Below are 22,098 nucleotides of genomic sequence, written 5' to 3'. Positions count from 1 at the left end.
CCGATACCATGGGCAGCATGAACGAAGACATGATGACCGAGGCGGAGCGCGCCTCGATTACCGCCGAAACCGAGGATGCCGCAGCAATCGCCGGCCAGCGCGGCAAAGGTGTGTTCCATATTCACACGCTCGGCTGCCAGATGAATGTGCACGATTCCGAACGCATCGCCGGCGTGCTTGAGGCTGATGGATATGTGCCGGCCACTGAAGAGCAGATCGAAGGCCATGACGTTGACCTGATCGTGCTCAACACCTGCGCCGTGCGCGAGAACGCCGCCGAACGTATGTATGGCACCGTCGGATTGTGGGCTGATATGAAGCGCCAGCGTCCGAACCTGCAGATTGCGGTGGGCGGCTGCATGGCCCAGCTTGACCGCGAGAAGATTGCGAAAAAGGCGCCGTGGATTGCCGCCGTGTTCGGCACGAAGAATATCGGTGACCTGCCGAGCCTGCTTGATCAGAACCGTGCCAGCGGTACCCCGCAGGTTAAGGTTGCCGACCAGCTTGAAGTGTTCCCCAGCCAGCTGCCAGCAGCCCGCGCCTCACGCATCAGTTCGTGGGTGGCGATTTCCGTGGGCTGTAATAACACCTGCACCTTCTGCATCGTGCCCACCACGCGAGGCAAGGAGAAGGACCGTCGCCCCGGCGACATTCTTGACGAAGTGCGCGCCTGCGTGGCCGACGGCGCCAAAGAAGTGACGCTGCTGGGACAGAACGTGAACTCCTTCGGCTACGGCATTGGCGATCGGTACGCGTTCAGCAAACTGTTGCGCGCCTGCGGTGAGATTGAGGGATTGGAGCGTGTGCGCTTCACCTCGCCGCATCCGGCCGCGTTTACCGATGATGTAATCGCCGCCATGGCCGAAACTCCGAATGTGATGCATCAGCTGCATATGCCGCTGCAATCCGGATCTGACAAGATTCTGCGTGCGATGCGCCGCTCCTACCGCACCACCAAGTTCATGGACATCCTTGGCAAGGTGCGTCAGGCCATGCCTGATGCGCAGATCTCCACTGATATCATCGTCGGTTTCCCTGGCGAAACCGAAGAGGATTTCCAAGCCACGCTTGATGTGGTGCGTCAGGCACGCTTCTCATCCGCCTTCACGTTCATCTATTCGCCGCGCCCCGGCACACCTGCCGCCGAAATGGAACAGGTGCCACATGATGTGGTGCAGGATCGTTTCGAACGTTTGGTGGCATTGCAAGAGCAGATCACCGAAGAGAATCTCAAAACCTTCGAAGGCAAAACGGTTGAGGTGATGATCACCGGCACCCAAGGCAAGAAGGATGCGGCCACCCATCGTGTCACCGGTCGTGAGAAAACCGGCGTGCTGGTGCATATCGGTGTGCCCGAAGGCTATCCTGAGCCTCAGATTGGCGATTTCGTGACCGTCACGGTGACCCATGCGGCGCGACATAATCTGATTGCCGATCCCGACCTGAAAGCGGGGCAAACCTACCATGTGCGCCACTGACAGCATCACGCCGGCGCGCACGGATACAGATGCCGCCCGGCCCGCTGCCGCATCCTCCACACCCCGTGTGGTGAGCATCGTAGGGCCTACGGCATCGGGCAAAACAGGTTTGGGCATCGCCATAGCCAAACGGCTTGCCGCACGCGGCGAGCGCGCCGAAATCGTGAATGCGGACGCCTACCAGATGTATCGCGGCATGGATATCGGCACCGCCAAGCCCAGCAGGGAGGAACTGGCTGAGGTGCCGCATCATCTCATCGATATCATCGACCCTGATGACACGATGAGCGTGGCCCGCTTCCAAACCCTTGCCCGCGAAACCATTACCGATCTGCAATCGCGCGGCATCCGCCCGATTCTGGTTGGTGGCTCCGGTTTGTACGCGCGTGCCGCCATCGACGACATTTCCTTCCCCGGCACCGATCCGGATGTTCGTGCGCGACTGGAGCAACGGGAGCGTGACGAGGGGGCTGGCGCACTATTCGATGAACTGAAAGCCAAGGATCCCGAAGCGGCCGCACGCATGGATCCGCGCAATCCACGTCGCACCATTCGCGCGCTGGAGGTTATCGAACTGACCGGCCGTCCGTATTCGGCCAGCCTGCCGCGCTATCGGTATGTGATTGCCAGCGTGCAAATCGGCCTTGACTTGGATAGGGCGGAACTTGACCGCCGTATCGATATTCGCACCGCACAAATGCGCGAACAGGGATTCCTTGACGAGGTGCGCCGTCTGCGCCCACATCTGGGCTTCACCGCCGGGCGCGCGCTCGGCTACCAGCAGATGATCGACTTGCTGGACGGCATGTGGGATGAGGAAATCGACGCTTGGGCTGACGTGGCACAGAAAACCAAACGTTTGGCGCGCAAGCAGATGGGATGGTTCGGGCGTGACCCGCGCATCCACTGGCTGCAGGCGTTGAATCCGCGTCTGGTGGACAATGCGATGGCCATTATCGCGCATGCCGATGCCGGTGACTATGACGCCATCGATGCACAAGCCGACGCATATGTGCAGCATCACCTCGGCGACATCGAAGACTAAAGGGAGAGTGTGAGCCCAAAGGCCGGTGACAACGCTCAGTGCGCCGGCCCTTGGCTCCAACCCGCAATCAGGAAAATGCGTGTGGGATTGGCAGGTCGCACCATTGCATCGAACAGCTGCTTGAAGGCGACCAGATCGCCGCGATACGCCCTGTGCTTTGCTGTTCGGTAATCCTCGCGGCTCACCCGGCCCCAATCCAGATCCCAGCCGGCGTCATGCGCGAGCCGTGAGGCGAAAATGCGCAGCACCATCGCATTGCCGCCACGGAAGGGATGCAAATAGCCGAGTTCGTCATAGATTTTTGTGAACTCGCTGAGAAACACGTCGCGATCCATCGCATGCAGGTTGCGCTTGTCCGCCAATTCAGTAGCGATATTGTGCGCCCCCGTTTCAATCAATGCGGCGGGGAAAAACGCTTCGGGATTGTTGGCACGCGCACGATCATTGGTTTTCTCGCGTGTGACATTCGTGCCGCGTAGTTTGCCGGCATCGTCGAATACGCCTTCGAACAGGCCCTTGTGAATCGCAGTCAGTTCGTCCAGGTCGCCGCTGGCAGGCCAACGAGTTTCAGCCAGCAGCACAGTGCGCGCAAACACGGAGTCGGCCCTGTCGGTGGCATGATCGTCAAGACTGCCATCGGCCAATTTGCCCCCGGCCGTGGTTCCCGCAGCCAGGCGACGGCGGAAAGCGGTTTGCTCGTCGGCGACGTCGATAAGGTGACGCACATCCTCGCGGCCCTGTTCATAGGCGGCTGCGGCGCGCAACGTTGCTTCGCCCGGCGTCATCGCCTCCAGTGCGCAGTTCTTCAGTGCAAATGCGACTGCGCTCGCACGCTCTGCAGGTGTCATGCAACCACTATAAGCCATACTGATGTGGTTTGCCGGCATCGTGCGTGCAATCATCCACGAAACCAGCGTTCCAAACGGTCGGCATCAGGCCGGCGCAGGAATGTGAATCGCAGTTCATCCATGCCGCCACGCACGAACAGTGGCATATCCATTCGTTCGATGCCACGACGTTCACGCCAACGGGCAGTACGGCGTATCGCTGATTGTGCGCGGGCGCGCGTGGTGAACAATGTGAACCGTGTCCAGAATGTTGCGCCAGTGCAGGCAATATGCCGGGCATCGACCAGATCATATCCTTCGCAATGGTTTTTAATCGCACGCCACCAGAGGTTCAGCACACCGAGCACGATTAGGATTGCTTCGACTATAAGAATCCCGATCGCCCAACCACTTATGTCGGCAATTGACAGATGTGTTATCCACGCGCTCCATGTTGCACGAATCGGGGCAATGGCGACATTCAACACTGCGGACAGCACAATCATGCACGCGGTGAAACATGCAGGTGCGAACAAATAATAGCGCAGCAGTCCTCGACCGGTGATCGTCAGGGTGTTGCCGGGGGAGCGCAATTGCCAATCGGGCAGTATCGCGCTCAGAATGCGGTATACGTCGCGTTCGGACACCACCGGCAATATCGTGGTGCTGGCCGTCGTGTCGTCAGCGTTGTCCTCTCCGGCCAACGTTGCCGATAAGCCGACCTCCACCGTGCATAGGTGGAAGGGGCGTCGCAGCAGACTTTGCTTGATGACCACGGTTTGGATGCGGCTGACCGGCATGGTGGTGGTTTGACGTGTTACAAGCCCGCGCGTTACCACCAGGTCATCGCCGTGCCGCCACAGTGCAAAACCGTAGTAACGGATGAGATTCATACCTATGCTGATCAGCATCAGCAACGCCATGACTGCAACAGCTGCTGCGGCAATGGCCGGGGTGCCGTGTGCGAACACGATGGCGAACATGTGACGCACCTGCCCGTAGGCCATGCGCACCACATGGTTGGGTAGCAGATCTTCGAAATGTTGCATGATGCCAAGCAACGCCAGCAATGCCACCACCATGCCGATATCAGTGATGGCATACAGTGCGATGTCTCTCAATGAAGCACGGAACGCCGGCTGGCCGGTTTGTTGTGAGACCGATTGCGAGGTGGTTTGTTGGTCAGATGTGGGCGTGGGTGCAGGTTGCACGATTCGTGTGTTGACTTGGTCGGCTGGACAGTCGGTTTCGTGGGCAGTCGTATGATTTGCCGCTGAGCAGAATCGCTCGCGTCGTTGTTCCAACTCAAGTTGCAATGACGCTGGCACGGCCTGCAACGTAATCGATGGCTCGCTGGTACCTGCGGACGATATCGTGAGATTTACCAGTGAGAAGGGGCGCAGGTGAAGCGGCGATGTGGCGTTAATCGCGTGAATATTCCGATAATAGATTGTACGTGTGGTAATTCCAAACAGCCGTTCGCGCAGCTGCACGGAATCATCGCCGATATGGTAATCCGTTGTCAGCCATGTGAGCACCGGTCCGCCGAGCATCAGTAATGCGCAGAACGCTGCAATCGCGAGAGGCGCCCATAGCTGTGCGTTGTTGCTGACGTGCCCGGTGAGCAGATTGCGTGTGACGGCAACAATAAGACCGGCCAGGGCCACTGTGGCAATGATTTGCTGTGTGATATTCGCTAGTATCGATGCGGGGTGGAAACGATGCCAGTTCTGATTGCCGTCCATCACAGATCTTCCTTGCTGGCCAGCACGCGTTTGGCGATCAGATCGTTGACACGTTGCGCTTCGGCCGGATCCAGCGCTTCAATCTGGTGCTCGTCCGAGGCTGTGTGAATTTCCAACGTCACCAGATTGCAATGCCGCATCACCGGCCCTTGCTTGGTCTGCACATGCTGCACGCGATTGTAAGGAACCGTCACCGTCTGGTGGAATAACCAGCCGGTGCGAATGCGGATGTCATGCTCGCCAATCAAGAACCGGTCGAATGCGAATTCGTAGCGTGTTTGCAACGGCTGCACAGCCGGATTGAGCACGGCGATGGCGGCGATGAGTGCCATCACGCCAATGCGCAGAGCCTGTGGCCATCCCGCCCACCAACCGGTTGATTGGAGCACCAGCGCGCCGATTGCGTCGCCGATAAGCCAGCAGGCGCTTTGTATCGCAGCGTTCATCCACCATACGCGACGTACGCGTTCGGGTAATGATTGCCATGTGCCGGCCGTGGCATTGGGCTCGCCACCGGATTCGTTGTCATGAGGTTTGTTGTCATGAGACATGCTGGAGTTCCTTCCCCCTCTGATGATCTGATGCCAGAGTACCGTCGAACAGCTGCGGCTGCCTCGGGTGGTACACGCATGTTGACAAGCGCCGATGCCGACTGGACGGCTGACACATGGTGAGGCACGATTGACAGTAGACATCGTGGGGAGGAACGCATCATGGTGAAGCCGAGCAACGGCCCGCAATCGGTTAACCCAACATTGGTCAGTGAACCGTATCCGCCATATGCCAGGTATGGTATCGTGCCGCCGCTGTGGATGCCCTGGTACGACATTGGTTTTACCAGGGCGGTCGCACGTTTCTGGCGCAAAGCCTTCGCCTTTCACGGTCGCGCATCGCGCCGCGAATACTGGTGGGGCTATCTGTTTCAGATACTGGTGACGGTTGTCGTGGTGGCGATCGGTGCAGGACTTGATGCCGCGATCGGTATGGCACAGAGCGATGACGGGCCGTTCACCAGTGTGTTCACTATCGTGATCATGATGGTGCTGTGTGTACCGAACCTTTCGCTGGGCGTTCGCCGATTGCATGATGAGAATCTGCGTGGCTGGTGGATTATGTTGCCGACGCTGCTTATGCTGATGTCATTTGTGGCGATAGCAGCATCGATAATGGCCATGGACGATTCAGCACGCCCCCAGATGATTGGTGTGTTGGGTCTGCTGTGCGCCATTGCTTTGTATCTGTTGTCGGATATCGCTGGCGTTGTGCTTATGGTGTTGCCCAGCAAGCCGGCCGGCGCGCGGTTTGACAAAATGCCACGCAGCTACTGCTCTCGTCTCGGCAACGTCAGTTATTGATGGTGCGGCATGATGATTCATGGACGCAAAGCTGGCGCTGCTATCGCTCATGGGTGGCGGCTATGTCGCATATGGTGGGGTGAGCCGCACTATCTTGGCAAATGTGCGACTATTGGTGGCACGCTGTATGCACTGGGCGTGATTATCGATCCTCCCGGCAGCCTTCTTGTCGCATTCGAACTCATAGCGGGTCTTGGCATATTCGTGGCATTGCCGCGCCGGCCCTATTGGGCGGTTCCGCTTGGTCTCTTGCTCTGCTTTGCTCTCTCATTTGCCAAGACCATGCAAATCAGCGGCATGATTGCAATTGTGACGCTGTTTCTCGCCTCCGGGTATGCCATGCCCGTGTGGTTTGCCATTGCGGCGCCATTCGTCTACGCGGTTCTGGATGCCGCAGGCGGTATGTGGTTAGGGACTCAGGGTGCTGGTGCAGCCTTCTTCAAAGGCATGTTGGATGGGTATGCGCGTTCGGGCGGTGTTGCTGTTGATTACGGGCGTTATATGATGGCATTCGCTTTGGCGAATCTGGTGTTCGATATCATTTTCTTTGGTTTCTACACCATCATGGGATTCTCGTTTCGATCCAGCAAAGCTGCGGCCGAACGGTTGGCCCGTGCTGAGGCAATGCTTGGGCGCATCACCCGCGAGCAGGAGCTGGCACATATGATCCACGATTCGGTGGCCAATGACGCCTCTACCATCGCATTACTTGCCTGGCGGGCCAAAACCATAGAGAATCGTGACGAACGCAACGCCATGCTCGATGCCATATACGATTGCTCACATGATGCGCTGGGCCGCGTGCACGACGTGATCGATGTGCTCAATGGCAAACGTCCGCTCCAACTTGATGCGACTGCCACTGCGCCACAGTGCAGCGATGCTGTCGCGTTGGATGCACAGATAGAGCGATACGCGGAAAATCAGGATCGTGTGCTGGGCATGCTGGGCTTCGTCGGCACCTCGCATATCGAGGGTGCGTTGCCGGAAAGCACCGTGGTTCCTGCCGCCAACGCAAGTGTTGCGTTGGGACTGCTGCGGGAAATATACGCGAATATCGTACGCCATTGCGACACGGATGCCATAGCACAGGCACAGATCCCGCTGCGGTATACGGTGTTGATTTCCTTTGAGGCGCATGCGATTCGCATCGTCCAAACCAATCCGATTACTGGGCGCCCAAAGGCGTTAGCCAGCAGCGGCGGAGGCAAAGGCCTGAGACTGCAACAAGCTGCTCTTGAAACTATTGGCGGCACACTGACAGGCACTATACGGCACAACAGTTGGACGCTTACCGCCATAATCCCACTGTAATTACGTGCTTCCATCATGCTTCTCGAACAGATCTATCGACTCAGCCAAATGGCGATGGCATGGGCCAGAGAATTCGCGCCGAGCTTCTCCACGGCACGATGCGCATGCGTGCGCACTGTGGACGTTGCCACATTCCACTGTGCGGCAATCTGGTCATAGCTCAGCCCCCGCGATAGCAGATGCAGGGTTTCAGCTTCTTTGGAACCGAGTTTGGCCGATGGCTCGCGCTCGCTGTTGCTTGCGACAGTTGTGCGATTTTGCAGCATGGCATGAGCGTCCGCCGCGGTATGGAAAACGACGTCATCAACGCCGCTCGGCACAAATAGTCCGCCGTTCGCCACTGTGCGCAACGCCTGCGCCAACGCAGGCACATCAGCCTTCGAGACAATGCCCTGCGCGCCGGCCTGCGCCACACGAGAACAATAATCAGTCACCAAGAACGCGGTGATCGCCAACAAGGCCACTCGATCGGTACTCATACGGATGCGGCGGCACACGTTCACACCCGTCGATTCACCCAACGACATATCCACCAAAAGCACGCGCGGCCTCGTCTGCGGATCCAATGCACGGCGCACCGCCTCCTCACCGTTCTCAACACCCCACAACCAAATCGACCCCGGCAGCAGCTGGGGCATAATGCCCCGCAACGCAACCAACGCCATATGATCATTGTCAAGCGCAGCAACCAACGTTCTGTCAACCATAAGCCACCATCCTAGTGTGAATGGTTCCGGCGCCAGTCGCGTGATCCAGTGAGCAGATGCGTTTCCTATGCACTGTTCCGTATCGCTTGTCTCGCCAAAGCAAATTGGTGCACGCGCCCGAAACAAAAGCCCATTACGCTGTGCAGCGTCGCATCTGAATCATCTGGAAGGAAATGAGGAATCACATATGGCTTCGCACTGGACCGACGTCGAACGGGCCGACGCGCACGCACTGCCCACCATGCTCGCCCAAGCCGTAATCGTCGGCACCACGTTGAGCATCGGAGCCATCGCATGTTCCGGCTTCTATCTGTCGATGATCGGCAACGTCGCAGCACTGCTGCCGTGGATGAGCATCGTGGTGCTGATTGCCGTGGCCTTCGCCTACATCGTCGGCTTTGCACTGCTGTGGTGCGCCGAATCCTTTACCAATCGTATGCGTGAGCAATTCAAACCATGGGCCTACGGCGTGGTTGGTCTGATAGGCTACGGTATCTGGGGTCTGTTTGTGATGAGCGCCACCATGAACTCGTTGAACCAGCCGCTTAACGGCGTGGTGCTTGCCAACGGTGAGGTCGCCGCAATCGCCGTGAACTATGCTGTGTTCGGCTTCATTGCCTTCCTGCTGGCGCAGGCTTGGGCAACCAAACTCGCCGCCCGCAAAGGGCTGACCATCGCATTATTGGCCGTGCAGATCGTGCTCGCTGTCATTGGCGTGGCCGTACTGGTCATGATGTTCTCGGCATTGGGCCGCTAGGCAGCGCATCGGCATTCGGCTTTGGGCGCACCTGCCATTGGTTGGCAAAAGGTGCTATTGTAGGGCCCATTGTTTGTCAAAGGAGGATCAGACATGGCAGATCAGATGCCCCAGGTGAGTGCTGAATTCGGCACCACGCCCGTGATTGAATTTCCGACGCCGGACGCCCCCAAGGGCTTGAAGGTCGTGGAACTGTTCGAAGGCAATGGTCCGATGGTGCGCCGCGGCGACACGGTGACCGTGAACTATCACGGTGTGGTGTGGGGCGGCAGCGAGCCGTTCGATTCCAGCTTCAACCGTCATCAGCCCGCCAGTTTCGGCATCGGTGTGGGTCAGGTCATCAAGGGCTGGGATCAGACCGTGCCGGGCCACAACGTCGGCTCCCGACTGCTCGTCTCCATTCCGCCGGAATACGGCTACGGTTCTCGCGGCATCCCGCAGGCGGGCATCGGTGGAGGCGACACGCTGGTGTTCGTCATCGACATCATCTCCACTCGCTGATTTTTCGATAAATCGCATAAGGACGAACGCCGGGATGAACACCGGCGTTTTGTCATATCAATACCCATCTGTTTCGCATCCGGCATGGCTGTCAGTTAGCCGCCATGCCACGCGCTATAAATCACAGGAGGATAACAACTATGGCCGAAGACAAGGTCTATCTGCTCACGCAGGAAGCATATAACAAAATGAAGGAAGAGCTTGCCCACCGCGAGGGCGAGCTGCGCGAGGAGATTGCGCATAAGATCGCCGTGGCGCGCGCCGAAGGTGATCTCTCCGAAAACGGTGGTTACCAGGCCGCTCGTGAAGCCCAGTCCAAGAACGAAGGTCGTATCACCGAGCTCACCGTCAAGCTGCGTGACTCCAAGATCATTGAGAATGCCCCCGAAGGCATCGTGGGCAATGGCTCCGTGGTGACCATCGAACTGAATGGCAACGAGATGACCTACGTGCTGGGCACCCGCGACATTGTGGCCGGCACCGATTACGACATCATGACCCCGGATTCGCCGATCGGCAAGGCCATCGAAGGCGCTAAGGTCGGTGACAAGGTCAGCTACACGTTGCCCAACGGCCGTGAAATGACCGTGACGGTTAAGGCTTCCAAGCCGTTGGCCTGATCCGTTGACGAGAGCTTTGGTGCGTTCGCGCACTAGGCTCACAGCGAATATGGGGCGGGGCTCGCATCACAGACATGTGATGCGAGCCCCGCTTTGATATGGTTTCACGTATTGTTGGGTTTTCCTTGCGTGTTTTATGGCCACAGGCTGACGATCACCATGTAGATGGCGACCATATGGCAGGCGTATCCGGCGACGGTGCCGCAATGGAAGATCTCATGGAAGCCGAACACGCGTGGCCAGGGATCTGGCCGGCGCAGGGCATAGACGATTGCGCCGAGAATATAGCATGCGCCGCCCGCACATAGCAGCACTACCACAGCCGGGCCTGCGTGCGGGGAATTCCAGAACAGCAGCATATAGGCCAAGCCATAGATGCCGAAAATGATGTAGACCACGGTGTACAGCCAACGTGGCGCATTGATCCAGATGACATGAATCACGATGGCGATTGCGGTGCATGCCCACATCGAAATGATAATCGTATTGCGCCAGAAAGGCTCCAGTGCAAACGATACCGGAGTATAGGTGCCGGCAATCAGCAGGAAAATATTGACGTGATCGATGCGCCGCAGCACATCGGTGACGCGTGGATTCCAATCGCCCAGATGATAGGTGGCGGAATTGGTGAACAATATCAGCGAAGCGGTCATGAACACCGCGCACGCCCATTTGAGACCGGCACCATGTGCCAGGCAAATCAGCACAATGCCCGCCGCCAATGATAGGGGAGCGGCTATGGCATGAATCCAGCCGCGCATTGCGGGCTTCGGCCTGCCATGCACGTCGAGACGCACTTTGCGCATTTTGCGTGTGCGGTCATCGGTTTCGATGCCTTCGATATGCAGCGCCTTGCGCTCACCCTTGGCCAGGGCCGCATGAGCCTTGGATTCGGCTTTGGCCCGTATGGCTTCGGCCTTGAATCGTGCTTTGGCGCGCACCGCGTCCGCCTTGGCGCGTGTTGCCTGCTCGCCGGCCTCGATGGCAGCCTGCCGCTTCTTGTCGATGGATGTGGCGTTCTCGTCGCCGGTCTGCTGTGCCATGACCCTCCCGTCTGAAACGAGTTGACGTCATACTCGCTTACGTTACCGTAACTTACGATACCGTAACTTCTTGAATAGTCAAGCGTGTTTTCCGTCGGGGAGTATCGGCGGCTGCATGCGTATGATGGTGGCTATGGCAGATTTCTCACACATCCTTGCAACCCGCCCCGATTTTGACGAAGGGGATCGTGAATGGCTTCATCATTTGGTGGCTGATTGGCAGGTTATCGCCGATCTGAGTTTTGCCGACCTGCTGCTGCTGGTTCAGAACGGCGACGGTAAATACGTGGTGGCCGAGCAGTGCCGTCCCTCCACCGTGATGACCCTGCGCACCGAGGATGTGGTGGGCGACGTTATGCCCGATGATATGACGGGCGAATTGAATGCCGCGATGCAGTCCAGCGTGGTGTTCCGTTCCACGGTGCTCAGAACCGTGGGCAAGGCCACCGTGTGCAATGTCTATGCCCCGGTGCGTCGCAATGGCAAAACGCTTGGCTTGGTGGTGCGCGAAACCAATATGGCCACCCGTGAATCCAACGGCCGTTACGAATCCGAAAGCATCAACGCCGGCAAGCAGCTGTATGAGATGATTCCGCGAGGCCAATTCCCCTATCAGGATTCCGTGATGAGCCAGCGGCATATCGCGCGCGTGGCCGACGGCTTCATCATCTTGACCACCGACGGCGTGGTACGCTACGCCGCACCGAACGCCATCAGCTGCTTCAGGCGATTGGGCCTGCTGACCACCATGTCAGGGCATTATCTGAGCGAATTGGGCACGCAGCTGCTCAAAGAGAACGATCCTGTGCCTGAAACCCTGCCGTTGACGCTATCCGGCAAGGCTGCTGTGGACTCCGAACTGTGTGCCAACCGTTCCGCAGCATCCATGCGCTCGCTGCCATTGTTCGACACTAATGGCAGAGTTGGCGCGATTATTCTGTGCCGTGATGTGACCGAACTGCGTCGTCGTGAGGTTGAATTGCAGACCAAGGACGCCACAATCTCCGAAATCCACCATCGTGTCAAGAACAATCTGCAGGCCGTCTCCGCACTGCTGCGGTTGCAGGCACGCAAAACCAAATCTGAAGAGGTTAAAAAGGAACTGTTGGAAGCTCAGCGCCGTGTGCAAACCATCGCCATGGTGCATGAGGGCTTAAGCCAGACCGCCGACGAGGTGATTGATTTCGACAAGGTAATCGCCAACCTGCTGCGCATGGCTGTGGATCTGGCCACCATGAAGGATCAGCATATTGACATCAGCTTCTTGGGCAAGTTCGGCATGATGCCGGCTCAGGATGCCACGCCGTTGTCGTTGGTGCTTACCGAACTCATCACCAATTCGGTGGAACATGGTTTCGAAGGCCGCGTCAATGGTCATATCACGATTTCCGTGGGGCGTTCCGGCTCCAACCTCAACGTGGTGGTCGAGGATGACGGCACCGGTCTGGGCTCTGAGGAACAGGGCGGCATGGCTCGGTCTTCCGGCTCCGGGTTGGGCACGCAGATTATCGACACCTTCGTAACCAACGATTTCGGCGGTTCGGTGCATTGGGAATCCAGGCGGGAAGGTGGCACCCGCGTGGTGCTGGACATGAAATTGCGTGCCGCACAACAAGACTAAGTGACAAGCCGCCGGGTGAAAACCCAGCGGCTTGCGCTAACAATCCGACAACTCAACAGGAAGCCCTCCCGATCGGTATCGGGAGGGCTTCCTTGAGGTATATCGTTATTGATGACTGCGAATCAGATCTGCATCTGCATGGCCTGAGAGCGGCGGGCGCGCATTGCGCGACGCTTCAGAGCGCGACGCTCATCTTCGCTCAGACCGCCCCACACGCCGTAATCCTGATTGGTGTCCAACGCGCACTTCAGGCAGGCGTCAATCACCTTGCAGGTGCGGCATACGGCCTTTGCCTCTTCAATCTGCTGATAAGCGGCACCGGTGTTGCCCACCGGGAAAAACAGTTCCGGATCCTTGTCACGACATGCGGCCTTGGCTCGCCAATCAAACGCGCTGCTCATTGCTTGCCTTTCTTACAACCCGTATTTCGTCCTGTACTAGGTAACCACGTTCCGTGTGGTTTTTCAAGAGGTTACGCCCACAAAGTAGTGAATATTTACTGTGCGCACTGCACCAGCAGTGCGTTCGCGCCATCGATCAGCACGCCCCGTCCAGGCGTATTGAGGTCGTTTCGGCTGAGGCAGGCCAACAGGGGAGCGGGTATACCCGCCAGCAGATCGGCGGATCGATCCCCGCATGGGAACACGATACGCGTAACGCAATGTTCGGGCACACGCACATGACGGCACGAGGCCACGGCGAACACGACACTGGTCGTGGGGTCTGCCAGCGCTTGGCGGAATGTGGAGGCAAACGGATCAGTGTTGAACGGATCGAACAAACTGTCCGCGTCATCGACCAGCCATAGTGTGCGCGGTACATGAGGGGGAGCGGCTTGTGTTGCAGATACCGGCATCGGGTTGTTATGCCGTCGTGTGGTTTGCCAGCCGTCGCGCATGAGGATGCTGCAACGCACATCAGTGGCGGGAATACAACAAGCTTGCTGCGCAATCGTCTGCAAAACGGTGGTTTTGCCTCGGCCCAAGGGGCCAATGATGCCAATGTTGCCGCTGAACACCGGCACAGTGGCACTTGCAAGCCCAATGCCGTCATCGGCCAGACCAAACCACAGCCGATTGCAATTAGGGCTTTGTTTTGTAACCTCGACTTGGGTGGGTAGGGGAGCGGTGAACAGCGGCGGGCTTGGTGTCATCGCCATGAACCGTGCCGCCAAGGCGATCTGTTGACAACAGGCGTCAATATCGTCGGTTGCCGCGCAGCGCAATGCGCTCACGGTTGCGCAGTCATTACAGTACGCCGCGCCGGGCATGGCCGGACTGAGCGCCGCGGCACGTCCATCTGACAGCAATTCGATGGATTGCATCGCGTCTCGCACGCGCAGGCAAATGCTGATAGCCATATTCGCTTTCATATCAGCGCTGACCTGACCGGCAGGATTCTGTGTGCAGGCGATCAGATGCATACCAAGGGATCGGCCCAGCGAAGCGATACGCACCAGCCGCCCGATATAGTCCGGAAGCTGATCTTTGAGCGCATGAAATTCGTCGATGACCACCACCAGACGCGGGGGAGGCGCTGTGAGATCGTCAAGTTGATGCGAGCGAGACTCAGCGACTAAGCGCTCGCGGCGTGTCAATTCCGCTTCCAAGGCGCGCAGGGCTCGGGCGGCGTGAGTCAAATCCAAATCACAGACACTGCCAACAGTGTGCGGCAAGGCTTCCAGCGGGCGGAATGCCGAACCACCCTTGAAATCCAGAAATACGAAATTGAGCCGATCCGGCCCGTTCATCGCGGCCAATGCCAGGCACCAGCTTTGCAGCAATACTGATTTTCCCGATCCGGTGGTGCCCGCTACCAGTGCATGCGGGCCCTGCCGCTGCAAATCAATCAGCAACGGTCCGGTGGCACTCATGCCTATGGGCACGGCAAAGTCCGGTTGTGCCAGCCATCGGGCGACGATAGTACGCCACGGGAGCCTCCCAAATCCCATAAGCTCTTCTAGACAAGGCGAAGCGGGAGCGTCAAAACGGATGTTCTCGGCAGGCTTACCAGCCAAGGATCCATCTATGACATCTGTGGTGGCATAGTCGCTGATGCCACGATCTTGAGGCATTGATGCGGCGGTATGATTCGATGCTGCTGAAGGCCACGGCACGGCTACTAGCAGTGAAGCCAAGCATCCCACAGTCCCGGGGATAATCATCACCGCGAATAGCCATTGGCCTTGCGTGAGCATTGCCACCACCATGATGCATTGGGCAAGCAATGGCGCGGCCATGGCGAATATCATGATTCTGGAGCGTATGGCAGCACGTTCCGCGGTGCGTGCGTCCGGTTGCGTTGCTGCGGCGCGATGCATGCGCCGGCTCCGATGCTGATATGAAACTCCCATGATTCCAGCGTGAATGACATGTTATAGCAATGCAAGCTGTACCGGGGTATGTGGAGCGAGCTTGTCAAGTTATCCACATTGGTTGGGAGCAAGTGGAGTAATTACTGTAATGACAGGCAATCAGCTTTCAGCCAAGGTGCCGACGGAGCCCGCCTTATGCGTGCCTGCCGCCAACTGCTCAAACAGTTCGGTGTTCTTCGCGTTATCAAGCAGTACTGAGGATCCCACGCCATCGACGTAATAATCAGGATTGGACCAGTACACGCTGCCGGAAATGCCGTTGTCTCCGGTGGCATCCTTGAATGCCAAGGCCATAGTGAGCAGGGTATATGGGTTGGTGTCGTTGTCTACGCTTACCGCCGCCAAGCCGGCATCCGCAAGCTTGGTGACCGTGGACCAGCTGGTGAGCGTTTGCTTGCTGGTCGCTTTCGTCACGATGGCGGAAATCACCTGACGCTGACGTTCGTTACGCCCAAAGTCGCCCTGTACATCGGCATAGCGCATGCGGGCAAACGCCAGAGCGGTAGTGCCGTCGGCGGTGTGGCATCCGGCCTGCCAGTTCAATCCGGAATAAGCATCCTGAACATCCTGGTCATAGCACAGTTCGATCCCGCCGAGCGCATCCACAATCTGCTGCAGGCCGCCGAACTTGATTTGTGCCACATGATCGATGTGCTGGCCGGTCAGCTCCTCGACCTGCCCGACCAAGGCTTGTTTGCCGGCCAATTGGGCAACGGCATTGATCTTCATGTATTGCCCATCGACTTCCATCAGCGAATCGCGCGGGATGGAAATCAACGAACTGGGGCCCGACTTCGGTTTGGTCAGCACCAGAATCGTGTCGGTGCGGAATCCCTCAATATCAGCCTCGCCACCATACTGTGTCGATCCGTCACGTTCATCGGATCCCAGCAACAGCCATGTGGAGGCCGGCGTATCGGCGGAGGACGTCAGCCAATCGGTTTTATCGAGTTTGCCATCCACCCAGTTCCATGCACCGAATACAGCGACGACCAAAGCCGCCAGCAAAAGAGCCAGCGTACACAGTGTAATCATTAAGGCCTTGCGCCGACCGGATCGTCGGGGATGTGTGAGTTTTGCCGCGCTTGGCGTACCGAATGATGCTGCGGATTGCGCCATTGGCGAAACCGAACGTGTTCCTGTGGCGCTGCCGGCCGTGCGCGCTGCCATGGCTGGACGCCCTGATGCGGACGCGAATGACGGTGCCGCAGCTGAAGAGGCATTGCGTGAGGATCCTGATGAACGACGCGCCCTTGCCGGCGGTATGCTTTGGGGTTGTCCGGCACTGTTCTCGCCATCCGCGGAACTACGCCTGGCAACGCCGGGGGAGAAGCTCGGAGGTGGGGTGTTGGACGATGCCGGCGCATATGAAGCCGGCGTTTGCGGGCGAACAGGTGCCGATGCGCGCGGTCGTCTGCCGGCTGTGGGAATGAAGCTCGGCGGATTGATCTGCGGGTCCGCTCCACCTGATTCCTGCGTCATTCAAGCCTCCAACTGGTCTCATGTCTGAATGACACTTTGGCACAGCGGGCAAGGCATGCCGGGCTTATGCCAATATTCCTGCGCAGGAACGGCACATACTCGCATGAATTGTTAAGGTATTCACAAGGTATGCAGGCGAGGCGTATATATCACAATGTTATGGAAAGATGCGTAATGACACGGTGCATAATTTGACAAAGCAAAGGTGCATGTGTGTAATTGTCCGAGGAAAAACTCAAAGGCAAGGAGGGGTCGCATGTGGGGTGTGCTCGACGATTCCGCCGAAGAGCCGTTGCAACATTTGTGGGGGTTGTTCAAGCCGGACGGTGATGTGTCGTGGCAGCACAAAGCACTATGCGCGCAAACCGATCCGGAGGCATTCTTCCCGGAAAAAGGCGGTTCCACCAGGGACGCGAAAAAGGTATGCGCCAAATGCGAAGTGCGTGAACAATGCCTGCAGTGGGCCATTGACCATGACGAACGTTTTGGCATCTGGGGAGGCATGAGCGAGCGCGAGCGCCGCCGTTATAAAAAAGACCATCGGGAGCGGGCATAGCCGTGCGCTCACGTGTGGTGCGTACACTGGGAGTTTATGAATCCGACAGGCAACAACGACATTATTCAAGTCTTGGCAGATGCCATGGCCTCACGGCCGTATACGCATCGTCAGGATGTCGATGCGACAATAGCCGCCGTAATCGCCGTTGAGGAGGACACTCGTTTCCTTCCATTGACATTGCGTTCGCTGCTGACACAGAATGTGCTGCCGGGCGTGATTGTCATCGCGGATGCCACCGGCCGTACGGGGCAGCCGGTGCATTCGAGCCTCGAGGTGATTCCCTCACCGCAGGGGCCGGTGACCCAGATGCCCGAAATCAAGCATGTGGATATCCAGATTGTGCGTGCCAAGGGTGCCCGATCGTTTGGCGATGCGGTGACCAAAGCATTGGACTATGCGGAGCTTGGGCCGCTGACTCGTGGGGTATGGCTGCTGCATGATGATTCGCGTCCTTCGGATCCGACCTGTTTGGAACGGTTGTTGGAAACCTGGCGCAATACTCCCGGTGCCAATGTGCTCGGTTGCAAGCAGTGTGATTGGGAGGGCACCAAGCTGCATGATGTGGGCATGTATGCGGGGCACCATGCCGTGCATTCGCTGGTGATCGACGGTGAACCGGATCAGGAGCAATACGACGGCCGACAGGATGTATACGCTGTTTCGCTGGCCGGAGCGTTGATCTCCTATAGCCAACTCAAGCGGTTGAAGGGCATTAATCCCTGGTTGACCACATATGGGGAATCCATTGATTTCTGTCGGCGCGTGTGCGCCAGTGGTGGCCGTGTGGTAGTGGTGCCTCAAGCGGAGATTGCACATCGGCGTGCCCGCTATGAGGGCGTGCGCACCCGTGGCGGCGAGCCATTGAACGATGATCATGCCATTAATGCGGCTATGAGTGTGGCGCGTGCGGAACAGCGTTATCTGTATACCGATATCCCGATGTCTTCTTGGCTGCTGATATGGCTGGGTCGTTTGCTGCGCAGCCTGTGGTTGGCCCTGACGCTGCTGTTTGGCAAAAAACCTTATGAGGCATGGGTGACGTTGTGTATGCCTTGGCTCGCTTTGACCTCTATTCCCGGGGCGGTTCGTTCCCGCAGGCTGGTGGCTAGGCAGTCGAAGGTGCCGTTGTCGTCGTTGCAGGTGCTTACCGCTGACCGGCAGCAGATTCGCCAATATCATGACCGTCGTCAGGCTTTTATCGATCAGCAGGGTGTGGTGCTGCTCAGTTCTTTGGAGCGTGCGCATCTGCGGGTTCGCGCCATACGACGTTGGTCGTTTGCCTCGGCCATGGCCGTCGGTTGCTTTGCCGTGATAGTCGGCTTGCATTGGCAGGTGTTCCGCGCCGTATTCTCCGATGGGTCTATCACTTCCAACCGTCTGCTTGCCACCGGAGCGAGTTTCCACCAACTGGTTCAGTCAGCCACCACACCTTGGGTGTTTGGCGCAGGTGTGGGCGTGCCGGCACCCCCGACGCCTTGGCTGCTGGTGCTGATGGGCGCCAGCGTGCTCACCCTAGGCAACGTTGCGGCGGCAATGGCTTTGATATTGTTCGCTGCGGCACCGTTGTCGGCGCTTTCGTTCTGGGCACTTGCGGGCATTTTCACCAGATCCGATGTGGTGCGTGTGCTCGGTGGCCTGTTATGGGCGTCGCTGGGAGTGATGTGCGGTTGGTATGCATCCGCCGATCTGCCTATGCTCACCGTGCTGATATTCCTACCTGCGGCATTCGCCTTCGTGTTCCGATCCGTGGGCATGTATCATACCGAGGATCCGCTCAAGGCTCATCCATCGGTGCAATGCGCGGGACTTGCCGCACTATGCTTCGTGCCACCGGTGGCGGCCGAACCGCAATTGCTGCTCGCCTTGATTGTGATCTTTGTGGGTTTTGTCTTGTTCGTGCGTCGCAAACGTGTCACGCTGCTGCTGATTCCAGTGCCTGCGGCATTTGCGCTGGCGCCCACACTGGTTAACGCGCTGCGGTATGCCCATCAAGGTGCCTGGCGGCAACTGTTCGGCGATATTATGCAGCCCAGTTCCACAGTCAATGGCTCTCCGGCCGCTTTGAGCCTGTTGGAGGCCGTATGCCGTTCAATCGGATGGGATCCTTTCTCCGGCCAGTTCGTTGATATGGCGATGGTGGCACTATTCGCCATCATCACCCTGTTGGCCATTGCCTCGCTGGTATTGCCGTTCGCTTTGCGCGCCTCCCGACTGATGTGGGTGGTGATTGTATGCGGTGCCGCTTTGGCAATGGCATCCAGTCGCGTGGCCATCGCCGTTGACGCTGATGGCGTGGTGGCCGGCTCTGCACAACCTGGCATGTTGCTGATGATGATGGGATTCCTCTCGTGCGTATGCTTGGTTGCCGGTGGCGCGGTGAAACGCTTCCAGCCGTTGCATTCCTCCGCCGATCAGGACAGGCAGCCAAGCGGCCGTCTGCAGGCGGTAATCGTCGCAGGTCGCAGCACTTTGGCGGTGATACTTGCCGCATGCGTGGGATTGCAATGTTGGTATGGATTGACCTATCACGCATCCGATGGTTTGATGGTCTCCCGTTCGGGGCTGCCTATGGTGGCCACCGATTATCTGGAGTCCGGTGAGGATCATCGTGTGCTGGCCATCAGTGCCGAAACGCGCAATATCGTTGAATATACAGTGATGCGCACTAGTCGTGGCGATGTGATCGACAGTTCTCCCGCCCAGCGTGTGCGTATGCTCGACGGCGACCAGGATGCCATTGATCAGACCTTGGCGCATGTGTGCTCAAGTTTGTTGTCGGCCCCCGACTCCGACGCCATTCAAACCATCAGTTCGTTGGGATTCGGTGGTATCTATGTGGTTGCCGGCGAGTCGGATGGGCAGCAGGATGCGTCGTATGAACAGCTCAATGCCAACATTGCCGCCTCGGAAGGTACGCAGTCGCTGGTTTCTTCTGAACAGGGCAGCTACTATCGCCTGACCTTGGCCGACAGCGCCGAACAGAATGTGGACACCTCGTGGCAGCAACGCACGCAGAACAGTGTTTGGCGTTACGCATGGCTGACCTGCATGGGTGTGATTGCCCTGCTGTATTGCTTGGTGGCATTGCCACGTCGGCGCAACCTCGGATTGGAGATGCAGTCATGACCACCACAGGCAGGCGCGTATTACGCGTTGTCATTGGCTTTGTCACCATGGTGATACTGATCGCCGTGTTTGCCGCGCTGGCGATTATGCCGGGGCCTGCGATGCTCGTTGATCGGGTATCCGCCACCGATAATGCCATCGACGAGACGGTCAGCCCAACGCAATCGCAGCAGTATTGCCCTTCACCCATGGGATTGCTGGACACCGGCACCTATGGTGACAGTGCATTCCAGGCCACTTCCGGCGATCTGAGCACACAAGCCTCATATGCCGCTTTCGGCTCCGTGTACAGCGCCACAGCATCCGCATTCGGTCAGGATGCTCATGATGCCAATGTTGCGGACGTGAATTTGAAGGACGGCGATCCCGGTGATGACGCTGCGGTGAAAACCGGTTCACAGCGTATTGATCAAGGGTCTCGACTCATTGAAACGCATATGCTGCAGGCTCAGCAAGGCACCGGCACCGTGGGCGCGATCGCCTCATGGAGCACGGATGGTGATTTGAAGGGCGTGTCCGCGGCATCTTGCGAAACCACGTCGTTGGAGCATGACTTCCTGCTGTCAGGCAGCGCCACCGGTACTACGCAACAGCTGATTGTGGCTAACCCCTCATCCAAACCTACCTCTGTGCGAATCCGCGTATGGGGATCCAACGAGGCCGGCGAACTGACGATGTCCACTCAGTCGTCTGTGGCGGTTTCCGCCGGAGGCGAAGCTTCATTGGATCTTTCCGCTGCGGCCAGTGATGTCAGCGGTTTGTATGTCACGGTATCCAGTAAGCAGACGCCAATCGCCGCACTGGTGCGTACTGTGGTCATGGATGGCCTGACTTCCAAAGGTTCCGACTTCGCCATGCCTCTGGCCGCCGCAGCCAACGCCTCCGCCGTTTCCGGTATTACGCAGGGCGACTCGGTGACGGCATATCTGTTCTCGCAGACAGACACGGTCACGCAATTGTCGTGGATTACCAGCCATGGCCTGGTTGAAGCGCATGGTGATGTTTCGATTCAAGCGGGCAAAGTCGAGGTCGTGGATCTGGGCGAGGCGCCGGACGATGCGTTGGGTGTGATGTCCACCGCGCAGGATGCGGTGTCGTTCAGTGCTAAGGCCACGCGTTCCGGCGATGATGGTCAGGCTGATTTCGCCCTGATCAATGCTGGCGCCTTGTCCAAAGTATCCGGTTTGGCGCTGCCTTCGGGATTTGAAGGCACGGTGACGCTGGCCAATACTGCCAATACCAAACAGGATGCGACGCTTACCTCGTACGATGATTCGGGGGCATTGCTGGTCACTCGCCGAATTTCGCTTGGGGCGAATGCCGCGGATGCCGTTGCCTTGGATGATCTGACACGGGGCGACGCCACGGTTGCCGCATTGCAGTTGGAGGACGAATCCGGTGCGATCAGTTGGGGCGCGCGCATCAGTCATGCCGATCTTGATGACGGCATCGCCGGGCTGTCCACAATCGCTTCAAGCGCTCTGATGCCACTCACCACCCAAGTGTGGGCGCGCAACAATCCCTCCATCGTGCGATAACACAAG

Annotated in this window: 19 protein-coding genes; 11 read left to right on the top strand and 8 right to left on the bottom strand. The window is 58.1% G+C overall.

All coding sequences use genetic code 11. The features are described from left to right. The first annotated feature begins 17 nt into the window (after positions 1-17). Positions 18-1,478, top strand: a complete 1,461-nt coding sequence (gene miaB / locus G1C95_RS03665) for a tRNA (N6-isopentenyl adenosine(37)-C2)-methylthiotransferase MiaB (protein ID WP_169171610.1) — start codon at positions 18-20, stop codon at positions 1,476-1,478. Beyond that, positions 1,465-2,523, top strand: coding sequence for a tRNA (adenosine(37)-N6)-dimethylallyltransferase MiaA (miaA, locus tag G1C95_RS03660; protein WP_169171609.1), 1,059 nt, complete (start codon positions 1,465-1,467; stop codon positions 2,521-2,523). The genes miaB and miaA overlap by 14 nt, the downstream gene beginning before the upstream one ends. Before the next feature lie 35 nt (positions 2,524-2,558). On the opposite strand, the gene G1C95_RS03655 is transcribed toward miaA, so the two are convergent. From G1C95_RS03655 to G1C95_RS03645, 3 genes are all read right to left on the bottom strand, one after another. Next, the gene (locus tag G1C95_RS03655) at positions 2,559-3,308 is read right to left on the bottom strand and encodes a Fic/DOC family protein (protein WP_240947429.1); all 750 of its coding nucleotides are present in this window, start codon (positions 3,306-3,308) and stop codon (positions 2,559-2,561) included. A gap of 113 nt (positions 3,309-3,421) precedes the next feature. Then, the gene (locus G1C95_RS03650; RefSeq protein ID WP_169171607.1) at positions 3,422-5,095 is read right to left on the bottom strand and encodes a PH domain-containing protein; all 1,674 of its coding nucleotides are present in this window, start codon (positions 5,093-5,095) and stop codon (positions 3,422-3,424) included. After that, entirely contained in the window at positions 5,095-5,646 is a 552-nt protein-coding gene (locus G1C95_RS03645) for a PH domain-containing protein (protein WP_169171606.1), read from the bottom strand. The genes G1C95_RS03650 and G1C95_RS03645 overlap by 1 nt, the downstream gene beginning before the upstream one ends. A 162-nt stretch (positions 5,647-5,808) precedes the next feature. Between G1C95_RS03645 and G1C95_RS03640 the strand changes: the two genes are divergently transcribed. Next, on the top strand, positions 5,809-6,450 hold the full coding sequence (locus tag G1C95_RS03640) for a DUF805 domain-containing protein (RefSeq protein WP_169171605.1): 642 nt from the start codon (positions 5,809-5,811) through the stop codon (positions 6,448-6,450). A 9-nt stretch (positions 6,451-6,459) separates the two neighbouring features. Next, positions 6,460-7,764, top strand: coding sequence for a sensor histidine kinase (locus tag G1C95_RS03635; protein WP_169171604.1), 1,305 nt, complete (start codon positions 6,460-6,462; stop codon positions 7,762-7,764). Positions 7,765-7,796: 32 nt separating this feature from the next. Here the strand turns inward: G1C95_RS03635 and G1C95_RS03630 are convergent, their stop codons facing one another. Next, on the bottom strand, positions 7,797-8,471 hold the full coding sequence (locus G1C95_RS03630) for a response regulator transcription factor (protein ID WP_169171603.1): 675 nt from the start codon (positions 8,469-8,471) through the stop codon (positions 7,797-7,799). Positions 8,472-8,658: 187 nt separating this feature from the next. On the opposite strand from G1C95_RS03630, the gene G1C95_RS03625 reads away from it, so the two are divergent. The 3 genes from G1C95_RS03625 to G1C95_RS03615 all read left to right on the top strand — a co-directional run bounded on the left by G1C95_RS03625 (position 8,659) and on the right by G1C95_RS03615 (position 10,349). Next, on the top strand, positions 8,659-9,228 hold the full coding sequence (locus G1C95_RS03625) for a cadmium transporter (protein WP_169171602.1): 570 nt from the start codon (positions 8,659-8,661) through the stop codon (positions 9,226-9,228). A gap of 93 nt (positions 9,229-9,321) precedes the next feature. Next, positions 9,322-9,729 (top strand): FKBP-type peptidyl-prolyl cis-trans isomerase, encoded by a 408-nt coding sequence (locus tag G1C95_RS03620; protein WP_169171601.1) that lies wholly within the window; start codon positions 9,322-9,324, stop codon positions 9,727-9,729. Between the two features lie 140 nt (positions 9,730-9,869). Continuing rightward, positions 9,870-10,349 (top strand): GreA/GreB family elongation factor, encoded by a 480-nt coding sequence (locus G1C95_RS03615; protein WP_169171600.1) that lies wholly within the window; start codon positions 9,870-9,872, stop codon positions 10,347-10,349. A gap of 134 nt (positions 10,350-10,483) precedes the next feature. Here G1C95_RS03615 and trhA read toward each other — a convergent pair whose 3' ends face one another. Next, the gene (trhA, locus tag G1C95_RS03610; RefSeq protein WP_169171599.1) at positions 10,484-11,392 is read right to left on the bottom strand and encodes a PAQR family membrane homeostasis protein TrhA; all 909 of its coding nucleotides are present in this window, start codon (positions 11,390-11,392) and stop codon (positions 10,484-10,486) included. 133 nt (positions 11,393-11,525) lie between these two features. On the opposite strand from trhA, the gene G1C95_RS03605 reads away from it, so the two are divergent. Next, the gene (locus G1C95_RS03605) at positions 11,526-13,013 is read left to right on the top strand and encodes a sensor histidine kinase (RefSeq protein ID WP_169171598.1); all 1,488 of its coding nucleotides are present in this window, start codon (positions 11,526-11,528) and stop codon (positions 13,011-13,013) included. Between the two features lie 122 nt (positions 13,014-13,135). On the opposite strand, the gene G1C95_RS03600 is transcribed toward G1C95_RS03605, so the two are convergent. The 3 genes from G1C95_RS03600 to G1C95_RS03590 all read right to left on the bottom strand — a co-directional run bounded on the left by G1C95_RS03600 (position 13,136) and on the right by G1C95_RS03590 (position 16,869). Then, positions 13,136-13,414, bottom strand: coding sequence for a WhiB family transcriptional regulator (locus G1C95_RS03600; protein WP_003835265.1), 279 nt, complete (start codon positions 13,412-13,414; stop codon positions 13,136-13,138). 95 nt (positions 13,415-13,509) lie between these two features. After that, the gene (locus G1C95_RS03595; protein WP_169171597.1) at positions 13,510-15,366 is read right to left on the bottom strand and encodes an FtsK/SpoIIIE domain-containing protein; all 1,857 of its coding nucleotides are present in this window, start codon (positions 15,364-15,366) and stop codon (positions 13,510-13,512) included. Between the two features lie 120 nt (positions 15,367-15,486). Continuing rightward, positions 15,487-16,869, bottom strand: coding sequence for an LCP family protein (locus G1C95_RS03590; protein ID WP_169171596.1), 1,383 nt, complete (start codon positions 16,867-16,869; stop codon positions 15,487-15,489). Positions 16,870-17,125: 256 nt separating this feature from the next. Between G1C95_RS03590 and G1C95_RS03585 the strand changes: the two genes are divergently transcribed. The 3 genes from G1C95_RS03585 to G1C95_RS03575 are packed head-to-tail and all read left to right on the top strand — an operon-like array spanning position 17,126 to position 22,092. Continuing rightward, complete coding sequence (locus G1C95_RS03585) at positions 17,126-17,425, top strand: WhiB family transcriptional regulator (RefSeq protein ID WP_169171595.1); 300 nt, start codon at positions 17,126-17,128, stop codon at positions 17,423-17,425. A gap of 36 nt (positions 17,426-17,461) precedes the next feature. Next, a complete protein-coding gene (locus G1C95_RS03580) occupies positions 17,462-20,554 on the top strand; it encodes a glycosyltransferase family 2 protein (protein WP_169171594.1) in 3,093 nt (1,030 codons plus the stop codon). After that, positions 20,551-22,092, top strand: a complete 1,542-nt coding sequence (locus G1C95_RS03575) for a DUF5719 family protein (RefSeq protein WP_169171593.1) — start codon at positions 20,551-20,553, stop codon at positions 22,090-22,092. The genes G1C95_RS03580 and G1C95_RS03575 overlap by 4 nt, the downstream gene beginning before the upstream one ends. Positions 22,093-22,098: the final 6 nt, after the last annotated feature.

This window comes from Bifidobacterium oedipodis (assembly GCF_012932425.1).
Classification (GTDB): domain Bacteria; phylum Actinomycetota; class Actinomycetes; order Actinomycetales; family Bifidobacteriaceae; genus Bifidobacterium; species Bifidobacterium oedipodis.
Note: the sequence above shows the minus strand (reverse complement) of the source record. Positions and strands in the feature narration are given on the sequence as shown.